General features: G+C 71.5%; 22 protein-coding genes. 11 read left to right on the top strand and 11 right to left on the bottom strand.

Annotated elements, in window-relative coordinates; translation table 11 throughout:
• Nucleotides 1–67: 67 nt before the first annotated feature.
• On the bottom strand, nt 68–4,258 hold the full coding sequence (scy, locus tag OG522_RS12220; protein WP_329462993.1) for a polarized growth protein Scy: 4,191 nt from the start codon (nt 4,256–4,258) through the stop codon (nt 68–70).
• Nucleotides 4,259–4,457: 199 nt separating this feature from the next.
• Nucleotides 4,458–4,898, bottom strand: coding sequence for a methylmalonyl-CoA epimerase (gene mce, locus OG522_RS12215; protein ID WP_329462992.1), 441 nt, complete (start codon nt 4,896–4,898; stop codon nt 4,458–4,460).
• A gap of 139 nt (nt 4,899–5,037) precedes the next feature.
• On the opposite strand from mce, the gene OG522_RS12210 reads away from it, so the two are divergent.
• Together OG522_RS12210 and meaB are read left to right on the top strand one after the other, a co-directional pair.
• Complete coding sequence (locus OG522_RS12210; RefSeq protein ID WP_329462991.1) at nt 5,038–6,240, top strand: acetyl-CoA C-acetyltransferase; 1,203 nt, start codon at nt 5,038–5,040, stop codon at nt 6,238–6,240.
• Between the two features lie 58 nt (nt 6,241–6,298).
• Complete coding sequence (gene meaB, locus OG522_RS12205; RefSeq protein WP_329462990.1) at nt 6,299–7,258, top strand: methylmalonyl Co-A mutase-associated GTPase MeaB; 960 nt, start codon at nt 6,299–6,301, stop codon at nt 7,256–7,258.
• Between the two features lie 462 nt (nt 7,259–7,720).
• Here meaB and OG522_RS12200 read toward each other — a convergent pair whose 3' ends face one another.
• The 4 genes from OG522_RS12200 to OG522_RS12185 all read right to left on the bottom strand — a co-directional run bounded on the left by OG522_RS12200 (nt 7,721) and on the right by OG522_RS12185 (nt 10,399).
• Nucleotides 7,721–8,197: a MarR family winged helix-turn-helix transcriptional regulator gene (locus tag OG522_RS12200; RefSeq protein WP_329462989.1), complete on the bottom strand. Its 477-nt coding sequence runs from the start codon at nt 8,195–8,197 to the stop codon at nt 7,721–7,723.
• A 146-nt stretch (nt 8,198–8,343) separates the two neighbouring features.
• Entirely contained in the window at nt 8,344–9,120 is a 777-nt protein-coding gene (locus OG522_RS12195; RefSeq protein WP_329462988.1) for an AIM24 family protein, read from the bottom strand.
• On the bottom strand, nt 9,117–9,767 hold the full coding sequence (locus OG522_RS12190; protein WP_329462987.1) for an AIM24 family protein: 651 nt from the start codon (nt 9,765–9,767) through the stop codon (nt 9,117–9,119). The genes OG522_RS12195 and OG522_RS12190 overlap by 4 nt, the downstream gene beginning before the upstream one ends.
• Nucleotides 9,767–10,399, bottom strand: coding sequence for an AIM24 family protein (locus OG522_RS12185; protein WP_329467557.1), 633 nt, complete (start codon nt 10,397–10,399; stop codon nt 9,767–9,769). The genes OG522_RS12190 and OG522_RS12185 overlap by 1 nt, the downstream gene beginning before the upstream one ends.
• Before the next feature lie 135 nt (nt 10,400–10,534).
• Here OG522_RS12185 and OG522_RS12180 point away from each other — a divergent pair, with 135 nt between their 5' ends.
• The 4 genes from OG522_RS12180 to OG522_RS12165 all read left to right on the top strand — a co-directional run bounded on the left by OG522_RS12180 (nt 10,535) and on the right by OG522_RS12165 (nt 15,054).
• A complete protein-coding gene (locus tag OG522_RS12180; protein WP_329462986.1) occupies nt 10,535–10,879 on the top strand; it encodes a DUF3817 domain-containing protein in 345 nt (114 codons plus the stop codon).
• On the top strand, nt 10,876–11,169 hold the full coding sequence (locus OG522_RS12175) for an MTH1187 family thiamine-binding protein (RefSeq protein ID WP_329462985.1): 294 nt from the start codon (nt 10,876–10,878) through the stop codon (nt 11,167–11,169). The genes OG522_RS12180 and OG522_RS12175 overlap by 4 nt, the downstream gene beginning before the upstream one ends.
• A gap of 165 nt (nt 11,170–11,334) precedes the next feature.
• On the top strand, nt 11,335–13,095 hold the full coding sequence (locus tag OG522_RS12170; protein WP_329467556.1) for a glycosyltransferase family 2 protein: 1,761 nt from the start codon (nt 11,335–11,337) through the stop codon (nt 13,093–13,095).
• 3 nt (nt 13,096–13,098) lie between these two features.
• Complete coding sequence (locus tag OG522_RS12165) at nt 13,099–15,054, top strand: kelch motif-containing protein (protein WP_329462984.1); 1,956 nt, start codon at nt 13,099–13,101, stop codon at nt 15,052–15,054.
• Between the two features lie 60 nt (nt 15,055–15,114).
• Here OG522_RS12165 and OG522_RS12160 read toward each other — a convergent pair whose 3' ends face one another.
• On the bottom strand, nt 15,115–16,134 hold the full coding sequence (locus OG522_RS12160) for a glycoside hydrolase family 6 protein (RefSeq protein WP_329462983.1): 1,020 nt from the start codon (nt 16,132–16,134) through the stop codon (nt 15,115–15,117).
• A gap of 167 nt (nt 16,135–16,301) precedes the next feature.
• Here OG522_RS12160 and OG522_RS12155 point away from each other — a divergent pair, with 167 nt between their 5' ends.
• The 3 genes from OG522_RS12155 to OG522_RS12145 all read left to right on the top strand — a co-directional run bounded on the left by OG522_RS12155 (nt 16,302) and on the right by OG522_RS12145 (nt 19,022).
• Nucleotides 16,302–16,808 (top strand): MarR family winged helix-turn-helix transcriptional regulator, encoded by a 507-nt coding sequence (locus OG522_RS12155; RefSeq protein WP_329462982.1) that lies wholly within the window; start codon nt 16,302–16,304, stop codon nt 16,806–16,808.
• A gap of 88 nt (nt 16,809–16,896) precedes the next feature.
• Complete coding sequence (locus OG522_RS12150) at nt 16,897–17,235, top strand: DUF3817 domain-containing protein (protein ID WP_329462981.1); 339 nt, start codon at nt 16,897–16,899, stop codon at nt 17,233–17,235.
• An 86-nt stretch (nt 17,236–17,321) separates the two neighbouring features.
• Nucleotides 17,322–19,022, top strand: coding sequence for an acyl-CoA mutase large subunit family protein (locus OG522_RS12145; protein ID WP_329462980.1), 1,701 nt, complete (start codon nt 17,322–17,324; stop codon nt 19,020–19,022).
• A gap of 92 nt (nt 19,023–19,114) precedes the next feature.
• Here the strand turns inward: OG522_RS12145 and OG522_RS12140 are convergent, their stop codons facing one another.
• Genes OG522_RS12140 through OG522_RS12130 form a run of 3 tightly spaced genes read right to left on the bottom strand, consistent with a single transcriptional unit; the run spans nt 19,115 to nt 22,072 of the window.
• Nucleotides 19,115–19,939, bottom strand: a complete 825-nt coding sequence (locus OG522_RS12140) for a serine hydrolase domain-containing protein (protein ID WP_329462979.1) — start codon at nt 19,937–19,939, stop codon at nt 19,115–19,117.
• 25 nt (nt 19,940–19,964) lie between these two features.
• Entirely contained in the window at nt 19,965–21,380 is a 1,416-nt protein-coding gene (locus OG522_RS12135; RefSeq protein ID WP_329462978.1) for a sensor histidine kinase, read from the bottom strand.
• Nucleotides 21,377–22,072, bottom strand: coding sequence for a response regulator transcription factor (locus OG522_RS12130; RefSeq protein WP_329462977.1), 696 nt, complete (start codon nt 22,070–22,072; stop codon nt 21,377–21,379). The genes OG522_RS12135 and OG522_RS12130 overlap by 4 nt, the downstream gene beginning before the upstream one ends.
• Nucleotides 22,073–22,135: 63 nt before the next feature.
• On the opposite strand from OG522_RS12130, the gene OG522_RS12125 reads away from it, so the two are divergent.
• On the top strand, nt 22,136–23,284 hold the full coding sequence (locus OG522_RS12125; protein ID WP_329462976.1) for a UDP-N-acetylglucosamine--N-acetylmuramyl-(pentapeptide) pyrophosphoryl-undecaprenol N-acetylglucosamine transferase: 1,149 nt from the start codon (nt 22,136–22,138) through the stop codon (nt 23,282–23,284).
• On the top strand, nt 23,281–24,276 hold the full coding sequence (locus OG522_RS12120; protein WP_329462975.1) for an SDR family NAD(P)-dependent oxidoreductase: 996 nt from the start codon (nt 23,281–23,283) through the stop codon (nt 24,274–24,276). The genes OG522_RS12125 and OG522_RS12120 overlap by 4 nt, the downstream gene beginning before the upstream one ends.
• Nucleotides 24,277–24,335: 59 nt before the next feature.
• On the opposite strand, the gene OG522_RS12115 is transcribed toward OG522_RS12120, so the two are convergent.
• Complete coding sequence (locus tag OG522_RS12115; protein WP_329462974.1) at nt 24,336–24,971, bottom strand: TetR/AcrR family transcriptional regulator; 636 nt, start codon at nt 24,969–24,971, stop codon at nt 24,336–24,338.
• Between the last annotated feature and the right edge of the window lie 177 nt (nt 24,972–25,148).

Genomic DNA, 25,148 nt, shown 5'->3' with positions numbered 1-25,148 from the left:
GGGCCCAAGCGGCGTGTCATCGAGCGGATGCCCGTTTGATCTGGAGAATGACCAGCCTTTTGAGTGGCTAGCTCTCCGAGGACTTGCCACTCGAACGGGTTGACCCAGCCGCCGCACCTGCCTTGACCCCCGCCGAAGGACCGCCGGTGGGCGCGGCCTTGGTGCCCGAAGCCGGAGTCTCGAACGACTCCAGCGCCTCAAGTACGTCCTGGACGCGCGAGATCTCGGCATTGATGTCCTTGCGCCGCCGTACCAGGACGTCCAGTTCGCGCTTGCCCTCCTCCACCGTGCGGCGCGCCTCGTCCGCCGCGTCGTCGCGCAGCTTCGTCGCCTCGCGGATCAGCTCGGCCTTCTTGGTCTCGGCCTCCTTGAGCAGCGCCTCCGCCTTCTTCACCGCGGCGATACGGACCTTGCCGGCCTCCGAGTTGGCGTCCGACAGCAGCTCCTTGGCCTTCGCCTGCGCCTCGGCGGCCTGCTCGGTGGCGGCCGCCACCAGCTTGTCGACGCGCTCGCCCGCCGTCTTCATCTGCTCCGCGCTCTCGCGCCGGGCCCGCTCGTGCAGTTCCTCGATCTCCGCCTCGGTGCGCGAGCGCACCTCCTCGGTCCGCTCCCTTATGGCGGTGGCGTCCGCGCGAGCGCCGGCCAGCAGCTCATCGGCGTCCGTACGGGCCTTCTCCACCAGGGAGTTGCCCTCGACGGTCGACTCGGCGACGATCCGCTCGGCCTCCTTGCGGGCCGCGCCGACCATCGTGTCGGCCTGCTCCTCGGCCTCGGTGGCGGCGCGCAGCGCCTCCTCCTGCGCCTTGTTGATGAGCTGGTCGGCCTGCTCGGCGGCGTCCGCGCGCCGCTTGGCCGCCGCGGTGCGGGCCTCGTCGAGCAGCCGGTCCGCCTCCGCGCGGGCCTCGGTCCGCGTCGTCTCGGCGGCCTCCTCCGTGCGGGCCCGCATCTTCTCCGCCTCCGCGCGGATGCGCTCGGCGGCCTGCTGGGCGGAGCCCACCGTGTCGGCGGCCTCGGCGCGCAGCCGCTCGGCCTCGCCGCTCGCCTCCCCGATGAGCTGGTCGGCCTGGACCGCCGCGTCCGCCCGGCGCTTGTCGGCGGCCTGGCGCGCCTCGTCGAGGATCCGGTCGGACTCGGCGCGGGCGTCGGCGAGGATCTGCTCGGCCTCGGCAGTGGCCGCGCCCAGCGTCGAACCCGCGTCCGCGCGTGCCTCGGTGGTGACCAACTCGGCATAGGCGTTGGCCTCGTTGGTGGTGCGCTCGGCGTCCGCGTCGGCCTTGGAGGTGACGCGCTCGGCGTGCTCGCGCGCGGCCGTCGTCACCTGCTCGGCCTCCGCGAGCGCCGCGGAGGTGACCCGCTCGGCCTCCTCGCGCGCCTCGGCGCGCAGCGCGTCGGCCTCGGCCTGCCCCTCGACGCGTACCTGCCGGGCCTCGGTGGTAAGCCGCTCGGCCTCGGCGGTGGACTCCGCCGCGAGCCGCTCGGCCTCCGCGGTCGCCTCGGTGACCAGGCGGTCGGCCTGGCTCGCGGCGTCCGAACGGATCCGGTTGGCGTCCTCGCGCGCCTCGGCCCGGGTGCGGGCCGCGTCCTGCTCGGAGGAGGCCAGCGCGTCGGAAGCCTCGGTACGCATCCGCTGCGCGTACTCGGAGGCGTCCGAACGGGCCTTCTCCGCCTCGGCCATGGCGTCCGCGACGGTCCGCTCGGCCAGCGCCTTGGCGGCCTCGGACTCCTCCTGGACGCGGGTGCGGATGCCGGCCGCGTCCTCGGCGGCGCGCTCGCGCTCCGCGTGCGCCTCGGCGCGGACCCGGTCCGCCTCCTCCTGCGCCTCGGTCGTGGTGCGCTCCGCCGCGTGCTCGGCCGCGCTGCGCAGCCCCGCGATCTCCTGCTCGGCCTCCTCGCGGAGCCCGGACACCGAATCCCGTACGTCCTTGGCAGTCTGCTCGGCCGCCGACACCAGCTCGGTGGCGCGCCGGTCGGCCTCCTCGCCGAGCCGCTGCGCCTCGGCCTGCGCCTCCTCGACCCGCCTGCGGGCCGAAGCCAGCAGCTCCTCGCTCTGCTCGCGGGCCTGGGAGCGCTCCGAATCCGCCTCGGCGCGCGCCGAGTCGAGGGTCTCCTCGGCCTCGCGGCGACGCCGGACGGCCTCCTCCTGGGCGGCGGCCAGCGCCTCTGCGGCCTCCGTGCCGACCCGCTCGGCGGCGGCCGCGGCCTCCGCGCGCATCCGGTCGGCCGTCTCCTGCGCCTCGGACTTGAGCCGCTCGGCCTCCGCGGACGCCTCGCCGCGCAGCCTGGCCGCCGCGCTCTCCGCCTCGGAACGGGCAGCCGACGCATCGGCGGCGGCCTCGGTGCGAAGACGTTCCGCCTCCTGCTCGGCCTGCGCCTGGAGCGTACGGATGCGTTCGGCGGCCTCGGTGCGGATCCGCTCGGTCTCCTCGGCGGCCTCGCGCCGGATCCGCTCGCCCTCGGCGCGGGCCTCGGTGAGGGCCTGCTCGGCGGAGGCGTGGCGCTGCTCGGCCTCGGTGTGCAGGCGGGTCAGTTCCTCGGCGGCCTCGGCCTGGCGGGCCGCTATCGCCCGCTCGGTCTCCTCGCGCAGCTCAACTGCCGCCCGCTCGGCGTCCGTTGTGGTCCGCTCGGCCTGCTCCTCGGCCTCGGTGCGCATCCGCTCGGCCTCGGCGCGGGTGCGCTCCAGGGTCTCCTCGGCCTGCCTGCGCAGCGTGTTGGCCCGCTCCACCGCTTCGTTGCGTACGCGCTCGGACTCGTTGCCCGCGGCGGTGCGCACCTCGTCCGCGTCGGCCTTCGCCTTGGCGAGCAGCTCCTCGGCGGTCTTCGCCGCCTCCTCGATCTGCTGGACGGCCTCGCGCCGCGCCTCGCCCCTGATCCGCTCGCCCTCGGCGACCGCCTCGGCACGCAACTGCTCGGCCTCGCCGCGCAGCCGGCGGGCCTCCTCCTGGAGCTCGACCGTCTTGGCCCGGTACTCCTTGGTGTCGTCCTTGGCCGCGCCCTTGAGCTGGTCGGCCTGCTCGGCGGCCTCGCCGCGCAGCCGCTGCGCCTCGGCCTCCGCCTCGTGGCGGATCCGCTCGGCCTCCTCGGAGGCCTTGCGGGTGGTCTCCCGGGCGTTCTCGGACGCCTTGGTCAGAACCTCTTCGGCGGTGCGCGCGGCCTTGGCGAGCTGGGCCGCGGTGTCCTCGGCGGCACTGGTGCGCGCCGACTCGGCAGCCTCCGTGCGCAGCCGCTCGGCCTCCGCCTTCGCGTCCTCAAGTGCCTGCTCGGCCTCGGACTTGAGGGCCTCGGACTCCTTGGTGGCCTCCGCGACCAGCCGCGCGATCTCGGTCTTCGCGGTCCTGGTGCGCTGCTCGTTGGCGGACTCGGCGGTCGCGAGCTGCTTGGCCGCGGCCTCCTTGGCCTCGGTGACCGCCCGCTCGGCCTCGGCGCGCGCCTCGCGCAGCGCGGCCTCCGCCTCCTGCATCCGCTGCTCGGCGGCCCGGCTCAACTCGGCGGCGTGCTGGCGCGCCTGGTCGGCCTCGGCGGTGGTGGTCGTACGCAGCTGCTCGGCGTGGGAGGTGGCCTCCTGGGCCTGTGTGGAGGCCGCGTTGAGGAGCCGCTCGGCGTCCTTGCGGGCGCGCAGCAGCGTGGCCTCCGCCTCGGCGCGGGCCGACTCGGCCTCGGCGCCGAGCCGTTGGCGGGCCTCCTCGGCGATACGGGTGGCCTCCGCGCGGGCCGCCGCGAGCGACTGCTCGGCCTCGGCGCGGGACTCCTCCATGAGCCGGCGGGCCTGCGCCTCGGTGCGGGCCCGCAGCTGCTCGGCCCACGCCACGTTCTCGTTGACGTGCGACTCGACGGTGGCCCGCCGCTCGGCCAGCTCCTGATCGAGGCGCTGGCGGCGGCTGACGGCCTCGGCGTGCAGCTCGGCCTGGAGGCGCGCCTGGTGCTCGGCGTGCTCCTGGAGGATGCGCTGGGTCTGGGCGCGGGCGTCACGCAGCTCGCGCTCGGCGTCGGTGCGCAACTGCTCGGCCTGCATCTGGGCGTTGCGGAGCAACTGTTCGGCCTGGTAGCCGACGTTCGCCGTGTCGTAGGCGGGACGGGTCGCGAGATTGCGGCGCGCCTCGTGGAGCTTGGCGCGCAGCACTTCGACCTGGTAACCGAGATCCTCGGCGTGCTGAACGGCCTTCTCCCGCTCGGTCTTCAGCCGGTCCATCTCGGCCTCGAACCGCGAGAGGTGGTCGTCAGGCCGGTGGCTCTGGGTCTCCTGGCGTTCGTAGCCCCGCACTGCGCGGTCCCATCCGTCCCCTGGTCGCGAACACTGCCCGTACGAGCACCGTCCGACCGCACACGACGGACGGGGCCCCCGGTGAATGGTGTCAGATCAAAACAGGGGCGTGGGTCCCAGGCCCCGACCCGACCCCGGCCCGGAACCGCCCACTGTACCGGGCCAAGTATCCGGAGGTCCGGCCTCCATCTGTGCGGACTCAGTGGCCGGCGCTGCCCTCCGGTGCGGAAGTGACGAGTTCGGTGAGCACGCCGTGGCAGTCCTTGGGGTGCAGGAAGGTGATCTGCGAGCCCATCGAACCCGTCCGCGGCTGGTCGTACAGGACCCGGACGCCCTTGTCCCGGATGGCCTCGGAGTCGGCCGTGACGTCGCCGGTGCCGAAGGCGATGTGGTGCACGCCCTCGCCGTTCTTGGCGAGCCACTTGCCGACCGCGGAGTCCTCGCGGGTCGGCTCCAGGAGCTGGAGGTAGGAGGCCCCGCCGTCGGAGGTCTCGTTGATCTTGAGCATGGCCTCGCGCACGCCCTGTTCTTCATTGACCTCGGTGTGGAACACCTCGAAGCCGTACGTCGCACGGTAGAACTCGACGGTCCGGTCGAGGTCGAAACAGGCGATCCCGATGTGGTCGATTCGCGTCAGCATGGGTCCAGTGCAGCGCCCACAGGGCCGGTTACGCAACGTGCGCGCGATCACACCGGCTGCCCGGTGACGTGGGCAGTACCGCTCAGTACATTCGAAGTAAACCCTCGTTCACACCTCACCTCCCTAGGGGCCGTGCCTCATGTCTGGAACGACCGGTACCACCTCAGTGATCGTCGCGGGCGCCCGTACGCCCATGGGCCGTCTGCTCGGCTCCCTCAAGTCCTTCTCCGGCGCCGATCTCGGCGGCTTCGCCATCAAGGCGGCTCTGGACCGGGCCGGCATCGGCGGCGACCAGGTGCAGTACGTGATCATGGGCCAGGTGCTCCAGGCCGGGGCCGGCCAGATCCCCGCCCGCCAGGCCGCCGTCAAGGCCGGCATCCCCATGAACGTCCCCGCGCTCACCATCAACAAGGTGTGCCTGTCGGGCCTGGACGCGATCGCGCTGGCCGACCAGCTGATCCGAGCGGGCGAGTTCGACATCGTGGTCGCCGGTGGCCAGGAGTCCATGACCAACGCGCCGCACCTGCTGCCGAAGTCCCGCGAGGGCTTCAAGTACGGCGCGATCGAGATGCTCGACGCCATGGCGTACGACGGTCTGACCGACTCCTTCGAGAACATCCCGATGGGAGAGTCGACCGAAAAGCACAACTCGCGCCTGGGTATCGCCCGTCCCGAGCAGGACGAGATCGCGGCGGCCTCGCACCAGCGGGCCGCGGCCGCCCAGAAGAATGGCATCTTCGAGGCCGAGATCACCCCGGTCGAGATCCCGCAGCGCAAGGGCGACCCGGTCCTGTTCGCCAAGGACGAGGGCATCCGCGCCGACACGACCGTCGAGTCCCTGGGCAAGCTGCGCCCCGCCTTCGCCAAGGACGGCACGATCACCGCCGGCACCTCCTCGCAGATCTCGGACGGCGCGGCCGCGGTCGTCGTCATGTCCAAGGCCAAGGCCGAGGAGCTGGGCCTTGAGTGGATCGCCGAGATCGGCGCCCACGGCAACGTGGCGGGCCCCGACAACTCGCTCCAGTCGCAGCCGTCCAACGCGATCCGGCACGCGGTCGGCAAGGAGGGCATCACGGTCGAGGACCTCGACCTGATCGAGATCAACGAGGCCTTCGCGGCGGTCGCCTTCCAGTCAATGAAGGACCTCGGGGTGTCCCCTGAAAAGGTGAATGTGAACGGCGGCGCCATCGCGCTCGGCCACCCGATCGGCATGTCCGGCGCCCGCGTCGTACTGCACCTCGCCCTCGAACTGAAGCGCCGCGGCGGCGGCGTCGGCGCGGCCGCCCTGTGCGGCGGCGGCGGCCAGGGTGACGCGCTGATCGTGCGCGTCCCCGGCAAGTAGTTCCCGGGCAAGCAACACCCTGATCCCTGCGGTGCGTACGCGACTGAACGGAGCGGCAATGGTGGACGTCCCCGAACTGGTGGCCCAGGCCCGGGAAGGCCGGCCCAGGGCCGTCGCCCGGCTGATCTCGCTGGTCGAGGGGGCGTCCCCGCAACTGCGCGAGGTCATGGCGGCGCTGGCTCCGCTGGCGGGCGGCGCGTACGTCGTGGGACTCACGGGCTCGCCGGGTGTCGGCAAGTCGACATCCGCCTCGGCCCTTGTCACCGCCTACCGGCGGGCCGGGAAGCGGGTCGGCGTCCTGGCCGTCGACCCGTCCTCGCCGTTCTCGGGCGGCGCGCTGCTCGGCGACCGGGTCCGGATGTCGGAGCACGCCTCCGACCCCGGCGTCTACATCCGCTCGATGGCGACCCGGGGCCACCTGGGGGGCCTGGCCTGGGCTGCACCCCAGGCGATCCGGGTCCTGGACGCGGCGGGCTGCGAGGTGATCCTGGTCGAGACGGTGGGCGTCGGCCAGTCCGAGGTCGAGATCGCCTCGCAGGCCGACACGTCCGTCGTGCTGCTCGCCCCCGGCATGGGCGACGGCATTCAGGCGGCCAAGGCGGGCATCCTCGAAATCGGTGACGTGTACGTCGTCAACAAGGCGGACCGCGACGGTGCGGACGCCACGGCCCGCGAGCTCAACCACATGCTGGGCCTGGGCGAGTCCCGCGGCCCCGGCGAGTGGCGCCCGCCCATCGTCAAGACGGTGGCCGCGCGGGGCGAGGGCATCGACGAGGTCGTGGAGGCGCTGGAGAAGCACCACGCGTGGATGGCCGAACACGGCGTCCTCGCCGAGCGCCGCCGGGCCCGCGCGGCCCACGAGGTCGAGACGATCGCGGTGACCGCCCTGCGCGAACGCATCGGCTCGCTGCACGGCGACCGCCGCCTGGACGCGCTGGCGGCCCGCATCGTGGACGGCGCCCTGGACCCGTACGCGGCGGCGGACGACCTGGTGGCAGGCCTGACCGAACAGGCCTGACCCTCGGCCCCGGGCCGGGCGGGTGCGGCTGCGCGGACGGGCTTGGGCGGGGCTCGGTCGCGCCCTGGCTGCTCGCCGCGCTTTCGATGGGCAGCGCGGTCGGCGGTCTCGTCAACGGGGCGGTGTCCCGGCGCCGTTCGGCCCGCGCCCGGCTCGGCCCGTTCGCGGCGGGGCTCGGGGGCGCGCTCGCCCTCGCCGGTTGCGCGCCGGGCCCGCTCGCCAGGGCGACAGCCCTCGGCCTCGCGGGCCTCTTCGTGGCCCCAGCGCTCACCACGGCCTGCCTCTACGCCGCTGAGCCGGCCGCGCCCGGCGCCCGTACCCGGGCCGGGGCCTGGATCAACACCGGGGTGAACGCCGGGAGTTCGGGCTCCTCGGCGGCCGTCGGACTGCTCCTCGGCCACCTGCCGCTCGCCCTCTGCTTCGTACTGGCCGGGGCGCCGGCGCTCGGCCGCGCGTCGGCCGTCAGAGCTTCCCGCGGTGTCCGCGCAGGTGCTCCGCGACCGGGACCAGTGACTCGCGTAGATCCGCGAGAGCCTCGCCCGACAGCAGATCGATGAAGTGACGGCGCACGGAGGCCACGTGGTGGGGGGCGACCTTCTCCATGGTCTCCGTACCGTGGTCGGTGAGGACCGCGAAGAGCCCGCGCCGGTCCGACTCGCAGTTCTCGCGCCGGACCAGACCCGCGTTCTCCATGCGGGTGATCTGGTGCGAGAGCCGGCTCTTGGACTGCAGGGTGGCGGCCGCCAGGTCGCTCATCCGCATCCGTTTGTCGGCCGACTCCGAGAGGTTCACCAGGATCTCGTAGTCGTTGTTGGTCAGGCCGAACGGCTGCAGATCCTTCTCCATCTGGTACGTCAGCATCCTGTTGACGTCCAGATAGGTGCGCCAGGCGCACTGCTCGTCATCGCTCAGCCAGTTCGTGGCCGTCTCGGTCTCCATATGTGGATTCTACCTAAGAAGTTGAATTCTGAACCAAGTGTCAGGTGTGACGCCTGGCACGCGAGGCGGTGTCGCGACACGGTGTGCGGGCCCCGCCGGGCCCGCACGGGCTCAGACGTTCGACGTCACACTCCGCAGACTACCGCTCACAGGCCGAAGCGACGTTGCAGGTCCCCGAGCTGGCCGGGAAGACGCGGTGCCGCGCTCTGCTGCCCGTGCCCGCCCTGGCCGCCGCCCGGCACGCCCGGCTCGGCGTCCACCCGCCCGGTCGACTGCTCCGGCATGAGGACCTCGGTCGACTGGAGCAGCACCGTTCCGGCCCCCACGAACTCGAACTGGTGCTCCTCGCCCGAGGTTCCCCCGAGCCCGGTGAGTGACCGGATTCCGCCCAGGACGCCCGTCATGTAGCCGTGGTCGTAATGGTGGCAGGGTGAAGGGCAGTCCGCCCAGCCGACCAGCGCCTGCGGGTCCACCCTGATCGGGGGCTCCATGAAGACGACGGGACCGTTGGAGGCGGCCACGAACTTCCCGGTGCCGATCAAGGTCAAGAAGCCCGGCACGATCGACTGCTTCAGTGCGAGCGAGGGCTGGTAGGCGAGCAGGTTGCCGGACCGGATCGTCAGATTGCCGTCGTCCAGGTCGTAACTGTTCACATCGAAGGCGCGGTCCGCGAGCAGCATCTTGCCGCTGCCGTCCGCCACCACCCAGTCGCTCGCGTGCAGCGGCGAGTGGAAGCTGGTCCGCAGCAGCCGGTCGAGCCGGCCGTGGCCGATGCCGTTGAACTCGATGTGCCCGTAGTAGGCGATCATCTTGCCCTTCTGCAGGAACCACTGGCTCGATTTGAGCTCCACGCAGAAGGTGTACTTGTTGACGTTGTCGTCCGCCGGCAGCGAGTACGGATCGAAGATCACGGGCGCGCTCACAGCTTTTCCTCCGAGGCCTGGACGTACACCGCGCCTTGGCCGGACAACTCCAGCTGGAAGGCCTCGCCGGAGCCCCGGCCCACCATGTCGCGCCAGCCCAGCGCGGTCGAGAGCTTGTTGCGGACGTCGCCGTGGTGGGCGACGTAGGCCTGCGGGTCCACGTGCACCGGGCGCTGCGGGCTGATCGGCAGCTCGATCACACCGCCGTGCGCCATCACGGCAACCGCCCCGTGCCCCTTGAGAGTTGTGGTGAACAGGCCCTGGCCGGTGACCTGGCCCCGCACCATGCCCATGACCCCGCCCTGCGAGCCCATGAACATCGTGCCCTGCTGGAGGGTGCCGTCGAAGGCGAGCAGGCGGTCGGCCTCCACGTACAGGGTGTCGCCCTGGAGGTTGATGACCTGGATGTGGTGGCCGCCGTGGCCGAACATCACGGTGCCGCTCCCTTCCACCGTCATCAGCGGGGTCGCCTCGTTGGCCACCCGGCGGCCGATCATCGACATGAAGCCGCCCTGGCCGCCCTGGATGTTGGGGGTGAAGGACACCTCGCCCTTGTACGCGAGCATCGCGCCGCGCTGGCTGAACATCTTCTGGCCGGGGCTCACCGTCGCCTCGACCATCTTCGAGTTGATCTCGCGGAAGGGCATCAGACGTCCCCTCCGATCGTGTTGCGCTCGCTCGGCTGCACGTACACCAGGCCCTCGCCCTCGAACCGGATCTGGAAGGCCTCGCCCGATCCCTCGCCGAGGAAGGTGCGGAAGGTCACCCCGGACTGGAAGCGCTGCTGGAGGTTGCCCTGGTGCGCGATGTACGCCCCCGGGTCCACGGACAGCGGGTACTGGGCGGTGACCCGGAGCACCACGGCGGGCCCGTCCGACATGATCGCGGCCTGGCCGTGGCCCTCGATCGTCGTGGTGAACAGGCCGTTGCCCTGGCTCGCGCCGCGCAGGCCGGTGAACGTGGTGCCGGTACGCAGTCCCGCGTCGGTGGCGAGCAGATTGCTCGCCTCGACGAAGAGCTTGTCCCCGTTGAGGTTCACGAGGTTGATCTCGCTCGCGCGGTCGGCGAAGTAGCACGTGCCGTGCCCCTTCACCTCCATCACGGCCATCTGCTCGCCGGTCAGCCGGCGGGTCACCATGCCGCGCAGACCCTCACCGCCGCCGGACATCTTCTTGAACGCCATCTGGCCGTCGTAGGCGACCATCGAGCCGTTCTTCGCTTTGACGGCGTCGCCGGTCATGTCGACGGCGAGCACTTTGCTGCCCTGGAGTCGGAACATTGCCACGGCCCGACGTTAGCGGGCCGGGGACCCGCCCCGACAGGGGCAACGGCGCGATGTCAGAATGGGGAACGTTTGTGCATCCGTTCACAAACGATCACTGCCCCGCTCCCTCCCAGCGAAGGTGCCCCACACGTGGACATCAAGACAGCCTCCGCCCTGCATCGACTCCGACTGGTCTCGCTCCCCGAGGCCATCTCGTTCCCGATCCTGCTGGTCTGCTCCGTGCTCAAGCGCACCACCTCGTTCGACGGGGTCATGGTGATGGGCATGGTCCACGGCATCCTTTTCACGCTGTACGTGCTCTTCTGGCTGGACGCCTGGAACCGTACGAAGTGGACGAAGAAGACCGCCGCCGTGTACTTCGTGCTCGCCGTGCTGCCCTTCGGCGGCTTCTTCGCCGAGCGCAAGGTCCGGCGCGAGCTGGACGACGCGGTGATCGCCACCCGGGCCCGTAAGGAAGGCGTGGTCAACGCATGATCGTCGCCTTCTCGGTCAGCCCGCTCGGCGTCGGCGAGGACGTGGGGGAGTACGTCGCCGACGCGGTGCGCGTGGTGCGCGAGTCCGGCCTGCCCAACCGTACGGACGCCATGTTCACCTCCATCGAGGGCGAGTGGGACCAAGTGATGGACGTCGTCAAGCGCGCCGTGGCCGCCGTCGAGGCCCGCTCGAACCGGGTCTCGCTCGTCCTGAAGGCGGACATCAGGCCCGGCGTCACGGACGGTCTCACCTCCAAGGTCGAGACGGTGGAGCGCCACCTGTCCGCGTAACAAGCCCCGTCGAGAGAGCCCCCGGCCGCCGCGGCCGGGGGCTCTGTCGTCCCGATCGAGAACCGCTCACTCGGCGCACTCCAGTCGACACGCCGGTAAATCTCCACTTTTGTGGGGATATCGACTCGTTCGAAACCCCTGCTCGACGAACAGCTGGAGGGCACCGTGCGCCCGGAGGGCTACGACTACGACACCCACAGCCGGCTAGCCGGACCGCTCACCGAGCCGGGCGGCTCGCCGTACCGGGTGCAGTACCGGAGCCTGCTCTCCCAGGAGCCGCACCGCATACGCGCCATCCTCCTGATGACGCTCGCGCCCATACTCACCGGCCTGCTGCTCGTCTACCTCGTCTGGCCCACCCACTGGGTCGAGCGCGAGGGCGGCGACCGCTGGCTGGTGAACCTCGACATCACGATGCTCGTCTCGATCGGTCTGATCGAACTGTTCATGGTCACCAACGTCGCCTCGGTCGCCCACGCCACGATGGTCGCCCGCGACCCCGTCCCGGTCACCCCCGAACACGGCACCCGGGTCGCCTTCCTCACCACGTACGTGCCCGGCAAGGAACCCATATCCATGGTGCGGGCCACCCTGGAGGCGGCCGTCCGGCTCACCCACACCGGCCCCCTGGACGTCTGGCTCCTGGACGAGGGCGACGACGAGCAGGCCAGGCAGCTCTGCGCGGAACTCGGCGTACGTCACTTCACCCGCAAGGGCGTCCCCGACTGGAACCGCGAGAAGGGCGCCCACAAGGCCCGCACCAAGCACGGCAACTACAACGCCTGGATCGCGATGCACGGCGGGCGCTACGACTTCTTCGCCTCCGTCGACACCGACCACGCCCCGCTGCCCAACTTCCTTGAGCGGATGATGGGTTACTTCCGCGACCCCGACGTCGCCTTCGTCGTCGGGCCGCAGGTGTACGGGAACTACACCTCGCCGGTGACCAAGGCCGCCGAATCCCAGCAGTTCCTCTTCCACGCGCTGATCCAGCGGGCCGGCAACCGCTACCAGGCGCCCATGTTCGTCGGCACCAACAACGTGGTGCGGATCGCGGCGCTGCGGCAGATTGGCGGCCTGTACGACTCGATCACCGAGGACATGGCCACCGGCTTCGAACTGCACCGGCACAAGAACCCGAGGACGGGCCACCACTGGCGCTCCGTGTACACCCCGGACGTGCTGGCCGTCGGCGAGGGCCCGGCTTCCTGGACCGACTTCTTCACCCAGCAGATGCGCTGGTCGCGCGGTACCTACGAGACGCTGGTCAAGCAGTACTGGAAGGCGCCCTTCACCATGCCGGCCGGCCGGCTGCTCTCGTACACCCTGATGCTCGTCTACTACCCCATGACGGCCATCAACTGGCTGCTCGGCGTTGTCAGTTGTGTCCTGTTCCTCTGGTTCGGAGCGTCCGGCACCGAGGTCACCGCCTCGGTCTGGCTGATGCTCTACAGCGACGCGGCCGCCCTCCAGATCGGCCTGTACCTGTGGAACCGGCGGCACAACGTCTCGCCGCACGAACCCGAGGGCTCGGGCGGGCTCGCCGGGATGGGCATGTCGGCGCTCTCGGCGCCCATCTACCTCAAGTCGCTCGGCTCGGCGGTGCTGCGCACCCCCGGCCGGTTCGTCGTCACTCCCAAGGGCGGCGAGGCCAGCCCCGACCGGCTGTGGACCTTCCGCATCCACCTGTTCTGGGCGGCCGTCCTGACCGCCTCGCTGATCGCCTCCGTCCGCTACCACCACACCCACGCCGCCATGCGCACCTGGGCCGTCCTCGCGCTGTGCATCGCGCTCGCGCCGGCCGCGATCTGGTCCTGGACGTCACTGCGCGAGCGCGCGGCGGCCCGCACCGCCGGCAAGGCCGTCCCGGCGAGCCCCGCGAGTGATGCGGAGCCCGCCATCGCCACGCCGACCGGAGGGAACTGAGCCATGGCCTACCGGCCCTCGAAGCGGATGAAGAAGAACCTGTTCGGCGGCGGCGCGGTGGTGCTCCTGGCGGGCCTGAACGCACCCGCCGCGCTCTCCTTCGCCACCGAGCAGTACCACGCCTACGAGATCGCACAGCCCGAGTACATGGCGAAGTACGGTGCCTGGAACGACGTCGACATCCCCAAGGAGTACCGCACCAACGCCATCCACGCGGCGCTGCTGCACACCGGCAAGGTGCTGATCATCGCGGGCTCCGGGAACAAGCAGGACCACTTCGACGCGGGCACCTTCGACACCGTGCTGTGGAACCCGAAGGACAACTCGTTCAAGAAGATCCCCACCCCCGAGGACTTCTTCTGCGGTGGCCACGCCCAACTGCCCAACGGCAACCTCCTGGTGGCCGGCGGCACGGCCCGCTACGAGGTGCTCGGCGACGGGGTGAAGCGGGCCGGCGGCGGCATGCGCGTGAAGAACGAGAACCCGGACAGGGCCGTCACGATCAGGAAGGGCACCAGGTTCCGGTCCCCCTCGGGCGTGGAGTACGTCTCCAAGCTCGACGTCACGGTGCCGCGCGCCAAGCGTGACTTCCAGGTCTCGTACTACGCGACCGGCCAGGTGAAGCCCCGGAAGACCAAGGTCATCGCGGCCGAGGCGCGGGTCTTCGTGGAGGCGGTCGCCGAGGGCTCGCGGTCGGTCGCCACCGGCCGGGCCCAGTACGAGATCGAGGGCCTCACGGGCGACGACGCCGAGAACGTGTACGGCCTCGCCGAGAAACTGACCCTGGACAAGCAGGACTTCCAGGGCATCAGGGCGGCGTACGAATTCGATCCGAAGGCCGAGAAGTACGTCCCCGTCGCCCCGATGAAGGAGGCGCGCTGGTACCCGACGCTCACCACGCTCCAGGACGGCCGGGTCCTCGCGGTCTCCGGGCTCGACGACGTGGGCGCCATCCTCGCGGGCGACAACGAGGTCTACGACCCGAAGACGAAGCAGTGGTCCAAGGGCCCCTTCCGCTACTTCCCGACCTATCCCTCGCTGTTCCTGACCAAGAGCGGCAAGCTCTTCTACTCGGGTGCGAACGCCGGGTACGGGCCCGCCGACAAGGGCCGCGAGCCGGGCCTGTGGGACGTCGACAAGAACACCTTCACCAAGATCGGCGGTCTGAACGCCACCGACCAGCTGGAGACGGCCAGCTCGCTCCTGCTGCCCCCCGCCCAGGACCAGCGGTTCATGCTGCTGGGCGGCGGCGGGGTCGGCGAGTCCGACAAGTCCACGCCGCGCACCGCCGTGGTGGACCTGAAGCAGGACAGCCCGGCGTTCAAGTCGGGCCCCGAACTCCCGCAGGGCACCCGGTACTTGAACAGCGTGATCATGCCCGACGACTCGGTCTTCAGCAGTGGCGGATCCGAGGGCTACCGCGGCCGGGGGGCGTCCAACATCCTCAAGGCGCAGTTCTACGATCCCAAGGCGAACGCGTTCCGCGAGGCGGCGGACCCCACGATCGGCCGCAACTACCACTCCGAGGCGCTGCTGCTGCCCGACGGGCGGGTCGCGACCTTCGGCTCCGACTCGCTCTTCGGCGACAAGGACAACACCAAGCTCGGCAAGTTCGAGCAGCGCATGGAGGTCTACACCCCGCCCTACCTCTACCGGGACAAGAACCTGCGCCCGGCACTCGGGGACGGCCCCCAGGCGGCCGCGGGCGACGGCCGGGCGACGTTCGAGTCCGACCACCCTGAACGCATCGTGAAGGCCCGGCTGATGCGGCCGAGCGCGGTGACGCACACGACGGACGTGGAACAGCGCTCGATCGAACTGGGCCTGACGAAGGACAGGAACTCGGTGACGGTCACGGTCCCCAAGGACCGGGCCCTGGTCCCGCCCGGCTGGTACATGCTCTTCGTGACGGACCAGGAGGGCACGCCTTCGGAGGCGAAGTGGCTGCGCATCGACTGACCGGGAACAAGTCCCCATCGGCGATCGAGGAGCGGGGGCGGGGCCTGCGGGGCCTGGGCGTCAACCCCGCGCGTGCCTCGCGAGCCCCAGCGCGTAGTCCGGCCACCACGTCCCCGCGGACGGGCCCCCGCGACAGGGCCCGTCGGAATCCCCCGGCCGCTTGATCCACAGGAACGCGTCGATGAGCGCGTCCCCGGTCGTGACCGACGGCGGCGCACCGAGTGACCGCCCCGGCGGATTGCACCAGGCCTGGTCGTGGTCGTTCATCAACGGCCCCTCGCCGTTGCGGCTGGTGTCCATGACGAAGTGCTTGCCGTCGAGCCGCTGGGCCAGCTTCACGCCGTACGCCCGCACCGACGTGTCGGTCTGGAAGTTGGACACGTTCAGCGCGAACCCGTCCGCCTTGTCGATGCCGGCCCGCCTGAGGGGCTCGACGAGGCTGCTGGGGTCGGGGATCCAGGAGGGATTGCCCGCGTCGAGGTACACCTTGGTGTTCGGCAGCTGCTTGAGATGCTCGACCGCCTCGGCCAGGAGCTGGTAGCGCTCGGCGTGGTGGTCGGCCGTCGTACACCCGTCGACCATGTGCGCCACCGCGTCCGGCTCCAGGACGACGACGGCCCGCGCGTCGCCGATCGCCTCCGCGAACATGCCGTACCAGCCGCGGTAGCCCTCGACGCCGTCCGCCCCGCCCGCCGAGTACTTGCCGCAGTCGCGGTGCGGGATGTTGTACGCGACGAACAGCGCGGTCCGCCCGTCCTTGGCGGCGCCGGCGACGGCCTTGCGGATGGCGGGCTGCGGGTCGCTCCCGGCCGGCCAGATGGCGACCGGCTGCTGGGCGATCCGGCGCAGCGCCCGGGCGTCGGCCTTGCGGCCCTGCTTCTCCCAGACCTTGACCTGGCGGGCCGCGTCGCTCTCCGGGTCGACCCAGAACGGCGATCCGGGCGCCGCCTGCGGGGCCGCTTCGATCTGGGGGTGTCCCTGGATCACGGCGGGTTCGCCGGTCGAGCCGGACGAGGCGGACGAGCAGCCCGCGACGGCGGTGAGGAGCGCGGCGGCGAGGAGGGCGCGGTACCGGGACATCCAGCTCCCCTGGGTGGCGAGAAATCTCGACGGGACCGGGCAATCGTGACATAACGGTCACTCTGTGTGGGAGAGCGCCATGCCGGGCCCGGTGGGGCCGCGCGCTCGCGGATACCGAACTTCGAGACGGGGCTGACCGGCATGTGACCACTGGGTAAGGTCGACGCGTGCCCAAGCCGCTCAGCCTCCCCTTCGACCCCATCGCCCGAGCCGACGAACTCTGGCAGCAGCGCTGGGGCCCCGTGCCCTCGATGGGAGCGATCACCTCGATCATGCGCGCGCACCAGATCCTGCTCGCGGAGGTCGACGCGGTGGTGAAGCCGTACGGCCTGACCTTCGCGCGCTACGAGGCGCTGGTCCTGCTCACCTTCTCCAAGGAGGGGGAGCTGCCGATGTCCAAGATCGGCGAGCGCCTCATGGTCCACCCGACGTCGGTCACGAACACGGTGGACCGGCTCGTGAAGTCGGGCCTGGTGGACAAGCGCCCCAATCCGAACGACGGCCGCGGCACGCTCGCGTCCATCACGGACAAGGGCCGCGAGGTGGTGGAGGACGCGACGCGCGACCTGATGGCGATGGACTTCGGGCTCGGGGCGTACGACGCGGAGGAGTGCGGCGAGATCTTCGCGATGCTGAGACCCCTGCGGGTGGCGGCGCACGACTTCGAGGCGTAGCTCAGCCCGCCCTGGGCGTCCCGCCGGGCCGGTCGGCCGGGGGCACCCGCGCGAAGATCGCCCCATGCGTCCCGTTACGCTCGACCGCATGAAAAAGAGCGTGCTGACCCGGTACCGCGTGATGGCCTACGTCACCGGCGTACTGCTGGTCCTGCTGACCCTGGGCGTGATCGCCAAGTACATCCTCGACATGAACGGCGCCGCCGACTTCACGAAGGTCGTGGGCATCGCGCACGGCTGGCTGTACGTGATCTACCTCGTCTTCGCCTTCGACCTGGGCTCCAAGGCGAAGTGGCCGGTCGGCAAGCAGCTGTGGGTGCTGATCGCCGGCACCATCCCCACCGCCGCCTTCTTCGTCGAGCGCAAGGTCTCCAAGGAGCTGGAGGCCAAGGTCGCCCAGGACGTCCCGGCCGGGGCCCGCGCCTAGCGGCTGTGTCCGACCCCACCGCCGCGCGAGCGATGCGCGGCGGTCTGCCATCGACATTTAGTAGGACGTCCAAGTAAATTTGAGCCATGGACGCTGACGCGATCGAGGAAGGCCGCCGTCGCTGGCAGGCCCGTTACGACAAGGCCCGCAAGCGTGACGCGGACTTCACCACGCTCTCCGGGGACCCCGTCGACCCCGCGTACGGGCCCCGGCCCGGCGACACGTACGACGGGTTCGAGCGGATCGGATGGCCCGGCGAATACCCCTTCACCCGCGGCCTGTACCCGACCGGCTACCGGGGGCGCACCTGGACGATCCGGCAGTTCGCCGGGTTCGGCAACGCCGAGCAGACCAACGAGCGGTACAAGACGATCCTCGCCAACGGCGGGGGCGGCCTGTCCGTCGCGTTCGACATGCCCACCCTCATGGGCCGCGACTCCGACGACCCCCGCGCGCTCGGCGAGGTCGGCCACTGCGGCGTCGCCATCGACTCGGCCGCCGACATGGAGGTCCTCTTCCAGGACATCCCGCTCGGTGACGTCACCACCTCGATGACGATCAGCGGACCCGCCGTGCCCGTCTTCTGCATGTACCTGGTGGCGGCCGAGCGCCAGGGCGTCGACCCCGGCGTCCTCAACGGCACGCTCCAGACCGACATCTTCAAGGAGTACATCGCGCAGAAGGAGTGGCTCTTCCAGCCCGAGCCGCACCTGCGCCTGATAGGCGACCTGATGGAGCACTGCGCCGAAGGCATTCCGGCGTACAAGCCGCTCTCGGTCTCCGGCTACCACATCCGCGAGGCCGGGGCGACGGCCGCGCAGGAGCTGGCGTACACGCTGGCCGACGGCTTCGGCTACGTCGAGCTCGGACTGAGCCGCGGCCTGGACGTGGACGTGTTCGCGCCCGGCCTGTCCTTCTTCTTCGACGCGCACGTCGACTTCTTCGAGGAGATCGCCAAGTTCCGCGCCGCGCGCCGCATCTGGGCCCGCTGGATGAAGGAGGTGTACGGAGCGGAGTCCGACAAGGCGCAGTGGCTGCGCTTCCACACCCAGACCGCCGGGGTCTCGCTGACCGCGCAGCAGCCGTACAACAACGTCGTACGGACCGCGGTCGAGGCGCTCGCCGCGGTGCTCGGCGGCACCAACTCGCTGCACACCAACGCCCTGGACGAGACGCTCGCGCTCCCGTCCGAGCAGGCCGCGGAGATCGCCCTGCGTACCCAGCAGGTCCTGATGGAGGAGACGGGCGTCGCCAACGTGGCCGACCCGCTCGGCGGCTCCTGGTACATCGAGCAGCTCACCGACCGCATCGAGGCCGACGCCGAGAAGATCTTCGACCAGATCAAGGAGCGCGGCACCCGCGCGCACCCCGACGGGCAGCACCCCATCGGCCCGATCACCTCGGGCATCCTGCGCGGCATCGAGGACGGCTGGTTCACCGGCGAGATCGCCGAGTCGGCCTTCCGCTACCAGCAGTCCCTGGAGAAGGGCGACAAGCGGGTCGTCGGCGTCAACTGCCACCACGGCTCGGTCACGGGCGACCTGGAGATCCTGCGGGTCAGCCACGAGGTGGAGCGCGAGCAGGTGCGGGCGCTCGCCGGCCGCAAGGCACGCCGTGACGACGCGGCGGTGCGCACCGCTCTGGACGCGATGCTGGCCGCCGCGCGCGACGGCTCGAACATGATCGCCCCGATGCTGGAAGCGGTCCGCGCCGAGGCGACGCTGGGCGAGATCTGCGGCGTGCTGCGGGAGGAATGGGGCACCTACACGGAGCCGCCCGGCTTCTGAGCCCTTCGCTGGGCAGTGCGTTTGATGGGACTGCGGGCCCTGGTCGGGCGGTTCACCGCGCCCCTTTGGGGCGCGGTACCCGCACGCGCTGCTCAGCCGGCCTGCCGCAGGAGTTCGATGCCCAGCTCGTCCGTCTCGTCCGACCGCCCGCTCAGCCGGTGCACCAGCACCCACCTGCCGTCCGGCATGGCCCCCGTGAAGACGGAGGCATCACCCGTGGCGCCGTTGTGCCAGAGCAGGGGACCGGCCGTCTGCCAGGACGGCGCGGGCTCGCCCAGGCGCCGTTCGACGAGCAGCGCGGTCACCAGCCGGGCGGCCGCGCGCGGGGTGGCCCACAGGCCGCCGGCGGGGAGGATCGCGCCGTCCATGGTCCAGGGCCGGCGCGGGCGTCCGAAGAGGCCGCGCGCGGTGAGCCGCCGGTCCGCGGGCGGCGCTGAGGTCACCTCGGCGATGCCCAGGGGCACAAGCACGTACCGGTTCAGAAGCTCCTCGTACGGCATCCCCGCGGCCGAGGCGAGCGCGGCGCCAAGGATGGCGTAACCGAGGTTGGAGTACTCCTCCGCCTGGCCCGGTGGCCTGGTGGCCAGGGAGGCGAGGTCCCGCAGCACGGCGTCCAGGGCCTGGGCGTCGAAGCCTGCGTACGGGTCCAGACGGCGCAGGTGCGGCGGCAGGCGGGGCAGTCCCGAGGTGTGCTCGGCGAGATGCCGCAGGGTGATGCCGGTGCCGGGCGGGACGGGCAGGAACTCCTCGACGCCGGCGTCCAGTTCGAGCCTTCCCCGGGCTGCGAGGCCGAGCATCGCGGTGCCGGTCAGCGGTTTGGTGAGCGAGCCGATCTCGACGTATGCGTCGAGGTCGTGGCCGTGCCGGGCCTGGGGTGCTTCGAAGCTGCCGAGTATGCAGGTGGGTACCGATGACATGGACGCGCTTTCGATTCGGGAGTGCTCAGGGCATTGTGCTCGACCTGCCCGGGGCCGCCGCGGTCGGCAGGGTCAGACGGAACAGCGCGCCGCCGCCGGTTGCCTGATGTGCCGTCAGCTCCGCTCGGTGCGCGCGGGCGATCTGGCGGGCCATCGCCAGGCCGAGGCCCGAGCCGGGCAGGGCGCGCGCCTGCTCGGCGCGGTAGAAGCGGTCGAAGACATGGGGCAGGTCGGCCTCCGCGATACCGGGCCCGTGGTCCCGAACTGTCAACTCGCCCGCGTACAGGGTGACTTCGACGGGGGCGCCGGGCGGGCTGAACTTGGCCGCGTTGTCCAGAAGGTTGGAGATGAGGCGGGCGAGCCGTGCGGGGACGCCGGGCAGGGTGGCCGAGGCGTCGGTGAGATCCAGCTGGAACGGGGTCGCGGGCCAGTGCGCGCGGGCCGTGTCCACGGTGTGCGCGAGCAGCGGGGCGAGGCGAACCTCCTCCAGGAGCGGCGTCGGCTCCTCGTCCCTCGCCAGGTCGATCAGGTCGTTGACCAGAACGGAGACCTCCCTGATCTGACGGCCCAGAGCGGCTGATGCCCGGTCTCGCTGCGCCTGCGTCAACCGGTCGGCGCGGGCGAGCAGTTCGGCGTTGGTGCGCAGGGCGGTCAGTGGCGTGCGCAGCTCGTGGGAGGCGTCGGCGACCAGGCGGCGCTGGGCCGTCACGGACTGCTCCAGCTCGCCCAGCATGGTGTTGAAGGACGCCGCGAGCCGCGTCACCTCGTCCTCCTTGTCGGGCGGGCCCGGCGGCAGCTCGATGCGGTGGCTCGGGTCCCGGGTGGCCGCAATGTGCTCGGCCGTCGCGGTGAGCCGGGCCACCGGAGCGAGCCCGGTGCGCGACACCCAGTAGCCGAGCCCGGCGGCCAGCAGCGCCCCGGCCGCCCCCACCCCGCCGAGCAGCCACGCCGCCTGGCGCACGCCCTCGCGCACGGTGTCCGAACGCAGTGCCACCTGGAGCGCCTTGCCACCACCCGGGAAGTTGGTGGTGAGCATCCGCGCGGGCTCGCCGTCGGGCAGCGTGATGTTGGTGGAGTACGGCCTGCGCTCACCGGCGGCGACCTCGCGCACGGGCGGGCTCACCGGCAGCAGATAGGGCTTGGCGGGGTCCTTGGCCGGGGCGGCGGGGACGACCTGCGCGCAGGCGGGGGCGGACAGGAAGCGGCACTCCCCGGCCAGCACGCCCGGGGCCGAGCCCCGGTTCTGCTGGATGGCCAGCGTCGCCGACTGGGTCAGATTCAGGTCGAGCTGGTGGTTGAGCTCGTAGCGGAGCACGAAGAACGCGGCGGTGCAGACCCCGACCGCGACCAGCGCCACCGCGGCGGCGGCGGCCACCGCCAGTCGGGTGCGCAGCGGACGGTGGCGGCGCCAGCGGGCACCGAGACGGCGCCGGGAACTCACGAGGCGTCCAGGCGGTAGCCGACGCCGTGCACCGTGTGGACCAGGCGCGGCTCGCCCGCCGTCTCCAGCTTGCGGCGCAGATAACCCACGTACACGGCGAGGGAGTTGGAGTCGGGCCCGAAGTCGCGCCCCCACACCAGCTCGTGGATCAGCTCGCGCGGGAGCACCTGCCCCGGGTTGCGCATCAGCAGTTCGAGCAGGGCGAACTCGGTGCGCGTGAAGTCGATCGGGCGCTCGCCCCGGCGGGCGGTGTGCGCGACCGGGTCCAGGACCAGATCGGCGTACCGCAGCTCCTGCGGCTCGGCGGGATCGGCTGCCGCCCGCCGCAGCAACGCCCGTACCCGGGCGATGAGTTCGTCCAGGGCGAAGGGCTTGACCAGATAGTCGTCCGCGCCCGCCTCCAGACCGTCCACCCGCTCGCTCACCGAATCGAGCGCAGTGAGCACGAGCACCGGAGTGCGGTCGCCCATCGCCCGCAGCTGGCGGCACACCCCGAGGCCGTCCAGGACCGGCATCATCACGTCCAGGATGATCGCGTCCGGCCGCCAGGCGGCCACCTCGGAGAGCGCCGCGAGCCCGTCGACCGCGCCCCGGACCTCGTACCCCTCCACCGCGAGGCCGTCCTCGACGGCCGCGCGTACCTCCGGCTCGTCGTCGACGACGAGAATTCTGAACGTGCGCGTGGTGCTCATGGGCAAAGCCTGCCAAACGCGGCTCTTAGAACCCTCTTAGGCCGCCCCGTGAACCTCGGTCTCATGCGCACACCATTGTCAGTAGTGATCGGGGCGGGCGGTACCGGCGGGCACATCTACCCCGGGCTCGCACTCGCCGAGGCACTGCGCCGGGCCGTCCCCGACGCGGTGATCTCCTTCGTCGGTACGACCCGGGGCCTGGAGGGCGAGCTCATACCCGGCGCCGGGTACCACCTGCACACCGTCGACATGATTCCCTTCGACCCCTCGCTCGGCGCCCGGCGGTATCTGCTGCCCGCCGCGCTGCTGAAGTCGGGCGCGCAGTGCCGGGCCATCCTCAAGGCGCAGCGCGCCCAGGTCGCGGTCGGCATGGGCGGCTACCCGAGCGCGCCGGTCATCGTCGGCGCCAAGATGGCCGGGCTGCCCAGCCTGATCCACGAGTCCAACGCCGTGCCGGGGCGCGCCAACCAGTTCGCGGCGCGTCTGACCCCGCACATCGCGGTCGCCTTCGACCGCAGCCGCGCCCATCTGTCGGGCGGTCAGGACGCCGTCACCACCGGCATGCCCATCGCCGCCTCGCTCGCCGCGCTCGACCGGCCGACCCTGCGCGCCGAGGCCCGGCGGGCGCTCGGGGTGCCGCCCGGGGCGCGCCTCGTCCTCGTCAACGGCGGGAGCCTCGGCGCCGCCCGGCTCACGGCGGCGGCCGTCGGCCTTGCCGGACACTGGCGCGACCGGCTCGACGTCCACCTCCTCATCAAGACCGGTCCCGCCCAACTGGCCGACACCCAAAGGCAGTTGTCCGCGCTGCCCGGCGCGCGTGCCGTGCCCTACCTGGACCGGATGGACCTCGCCTACGCCGCCGCCGACCTGGTCGTGTGCCGGGCAGGCTCCGCAACCGTCGCCGAACTCGCCGTCACCGGCGTGCCCGCCGTCCTCGTGCCCTATCCGCACGCGCCCGGCGACCACCAGACCCACAACGCGCGGGTCCTCTCGGACGCGGGCGCGGGACTGCTCGTGCCGGACGCCGAGGCCACCGCGTTCCGCCTGGCCGCCCTCATCGAGCCGCTCCTCGCCGACCCGGCCCGGCTCGCCTCGATGAGCGGTGCCGCCGACCCCGGCAACCACGCCCGTGCCGCGGACCTGCTGGCCGCCCGGGTCCTCGAACTCGCCGCCCACCCGACCTCGTACGCCAAGGAGTACCACGCAGCATGAGCCTGTCCGTCTGGAAGAACCGCACCGTCCTGGTCACCGGAGCCGAGGGCTTCATCGGCTCGACCCTGGTCGACCAGCTCCTCGAACTCGGCGCGAACGTCAGGGCGTTCGTGCACTACAAGCCGTACGCCGAGAAGGGCCACCTGGCCCACCTGATGAGCCACCCGTCGGTGGAGATGATCGCCGGGGACGTCCGCGACGCGGGCCGGGTCTCGGACGCGGTGGCCGGCTGCGACACCGTCTTCCACCTCGCCGCCCTCATCGGCATCCCGTACAGCTACGACTCCCCGGGCGCCTATGTCCAGACGAACGTGGTCGGCACCGAGAACCTCGCCGAGGCCTGCCGCCGCCACTCCGTGCGCCGCCTCGTCCACACCTCCACCAGCGAGGTGTACGGAACAGCCCTGACCGCCCCGATCAGCGAGGACCACCCGCTCCAGCCGCAGTCGCCGTACTCCGCTTCCAAGATCGGCGCCGACATGATGGCGCTCTCGCACTGGCACGCCTTCGAGCTGCCGGTGACGGTGGTGCGCCCCTTCAACACCTACGGACCGCGCCAGTCCGCCCGCGCCGTCATCCCCACGATCCTGGCCCAACTGCACGCGGGCGTACGGGAGATCAGGCTCGGCTCGCTCACCCCGACGCGCGACTTCACCTACGTCACCGACACCGCGCGGGGCTTCGTGGCGATGGCCGAATGCGACCGGGCGCTGGGTCAGGTGGTGAACCTGGGGACCGGACGCGAGATCGCGATCGGGGATCTCGCCGAGGCCCTCATCGCCGCCTCCGGGCGCGAGGCCTCGGTGATGGTCGACCCGGCGCGACTGCGCCCCTCGGGCAGCGAGGTGGAGCGGCTGCTGTCCGACAACACGCGAGCCCGCGAGTGGGCGGGCTGGGAGCCGGAAGTCTCCCTGGAGGAGGGCCTGAAGCGGACATCGAGCTGGGTCGAGGAGAACCTGTCGCTGTTCGCCCCGAACCGCTACCAGGTCTGAGAGCCCAGGTCAGGCCCGCGGAGCCCGGGTCCGGACCGGCCGCGGCGGAATCCGGCGGCTCAGGCCGTCGCGGCCAGGCCCGAGCAGACGAGGAGGGTGAAGTCGCGGGCCCACTCCTCGTCCACGGGCTCGGCGCTGACCAGCGCCCGGTGCACCACCGCCCCGGCCACCACATCGAAGATGAGGTCGGTGTGGCGGGCGGAGAGCTCCGGGTCGGATTCGTAGGGGAGCTCCCCACGGGCCTGCGCACGCTCCCGGCCGATCAGAACCAGCCGCTTCTGGCGGTCGACGATCGCCGACCTGATCCGCCCGCGCAGCGCTTCGTCCCGGGTGGACTCGGCCACCACCGCCATGAGCGCGGTCTTCGTCTCGGGGCGCTCCAGGAGCGCGGCGAACTGGAGGACGACGCCCTCCACATCGGCCACCAGGCTGCCCAGATCGGGAAGTTCGAGCTCGTCGAAGAGGACCGCGACCGCGTCCACGACGAGCTCGTTCTTTCCGGCCCAGCGCCGGTACAGCGTCGTCTTGGCGACCCCGGCCCGCGTCGCCACGTCCCCCATCGTCAACTTCGACCAGCCCAGGTCCACCAGCGCCTCCCGGGTCGCCAGCAGGATCGCGGCGTCGGCCTCGGCGCTGCGAGGCCGGCCCGTACGAGTCGCACAGGACGGGGTTCCGCCACTGGTTGAAGAAGGCATGACGGCGACCATACCGGCCGGTAGCAATCGCGCCAGGGGGCCCGTCGTGTGGGCGAGATCACCGTGTGCGCGGGGGTCCGGACCAGTTACGCTACGACTCGTAGCGAAAGCCTTGAGCGGCCTTCCGCGACAACCACGTGTCACAGGCGCCGGGGTGGGGACCCGGGTGTCGCAAGA

Origin of the sequence: Streptomyces sp. NBC_01431, from assembly GCF_036231355.1 — a bacterium.
Classification (GTDB): domain Bacteria; phylum Actinomycetota; class Actinomycetes; order Streptomycetales; family Streptomycetaceae; genus Streptomyces.
The sequence above is the reverse complement of the archived record's forward strand: the minus strand, read 5'-3'. Positions and strand labels throughout refer to the sequence as shown.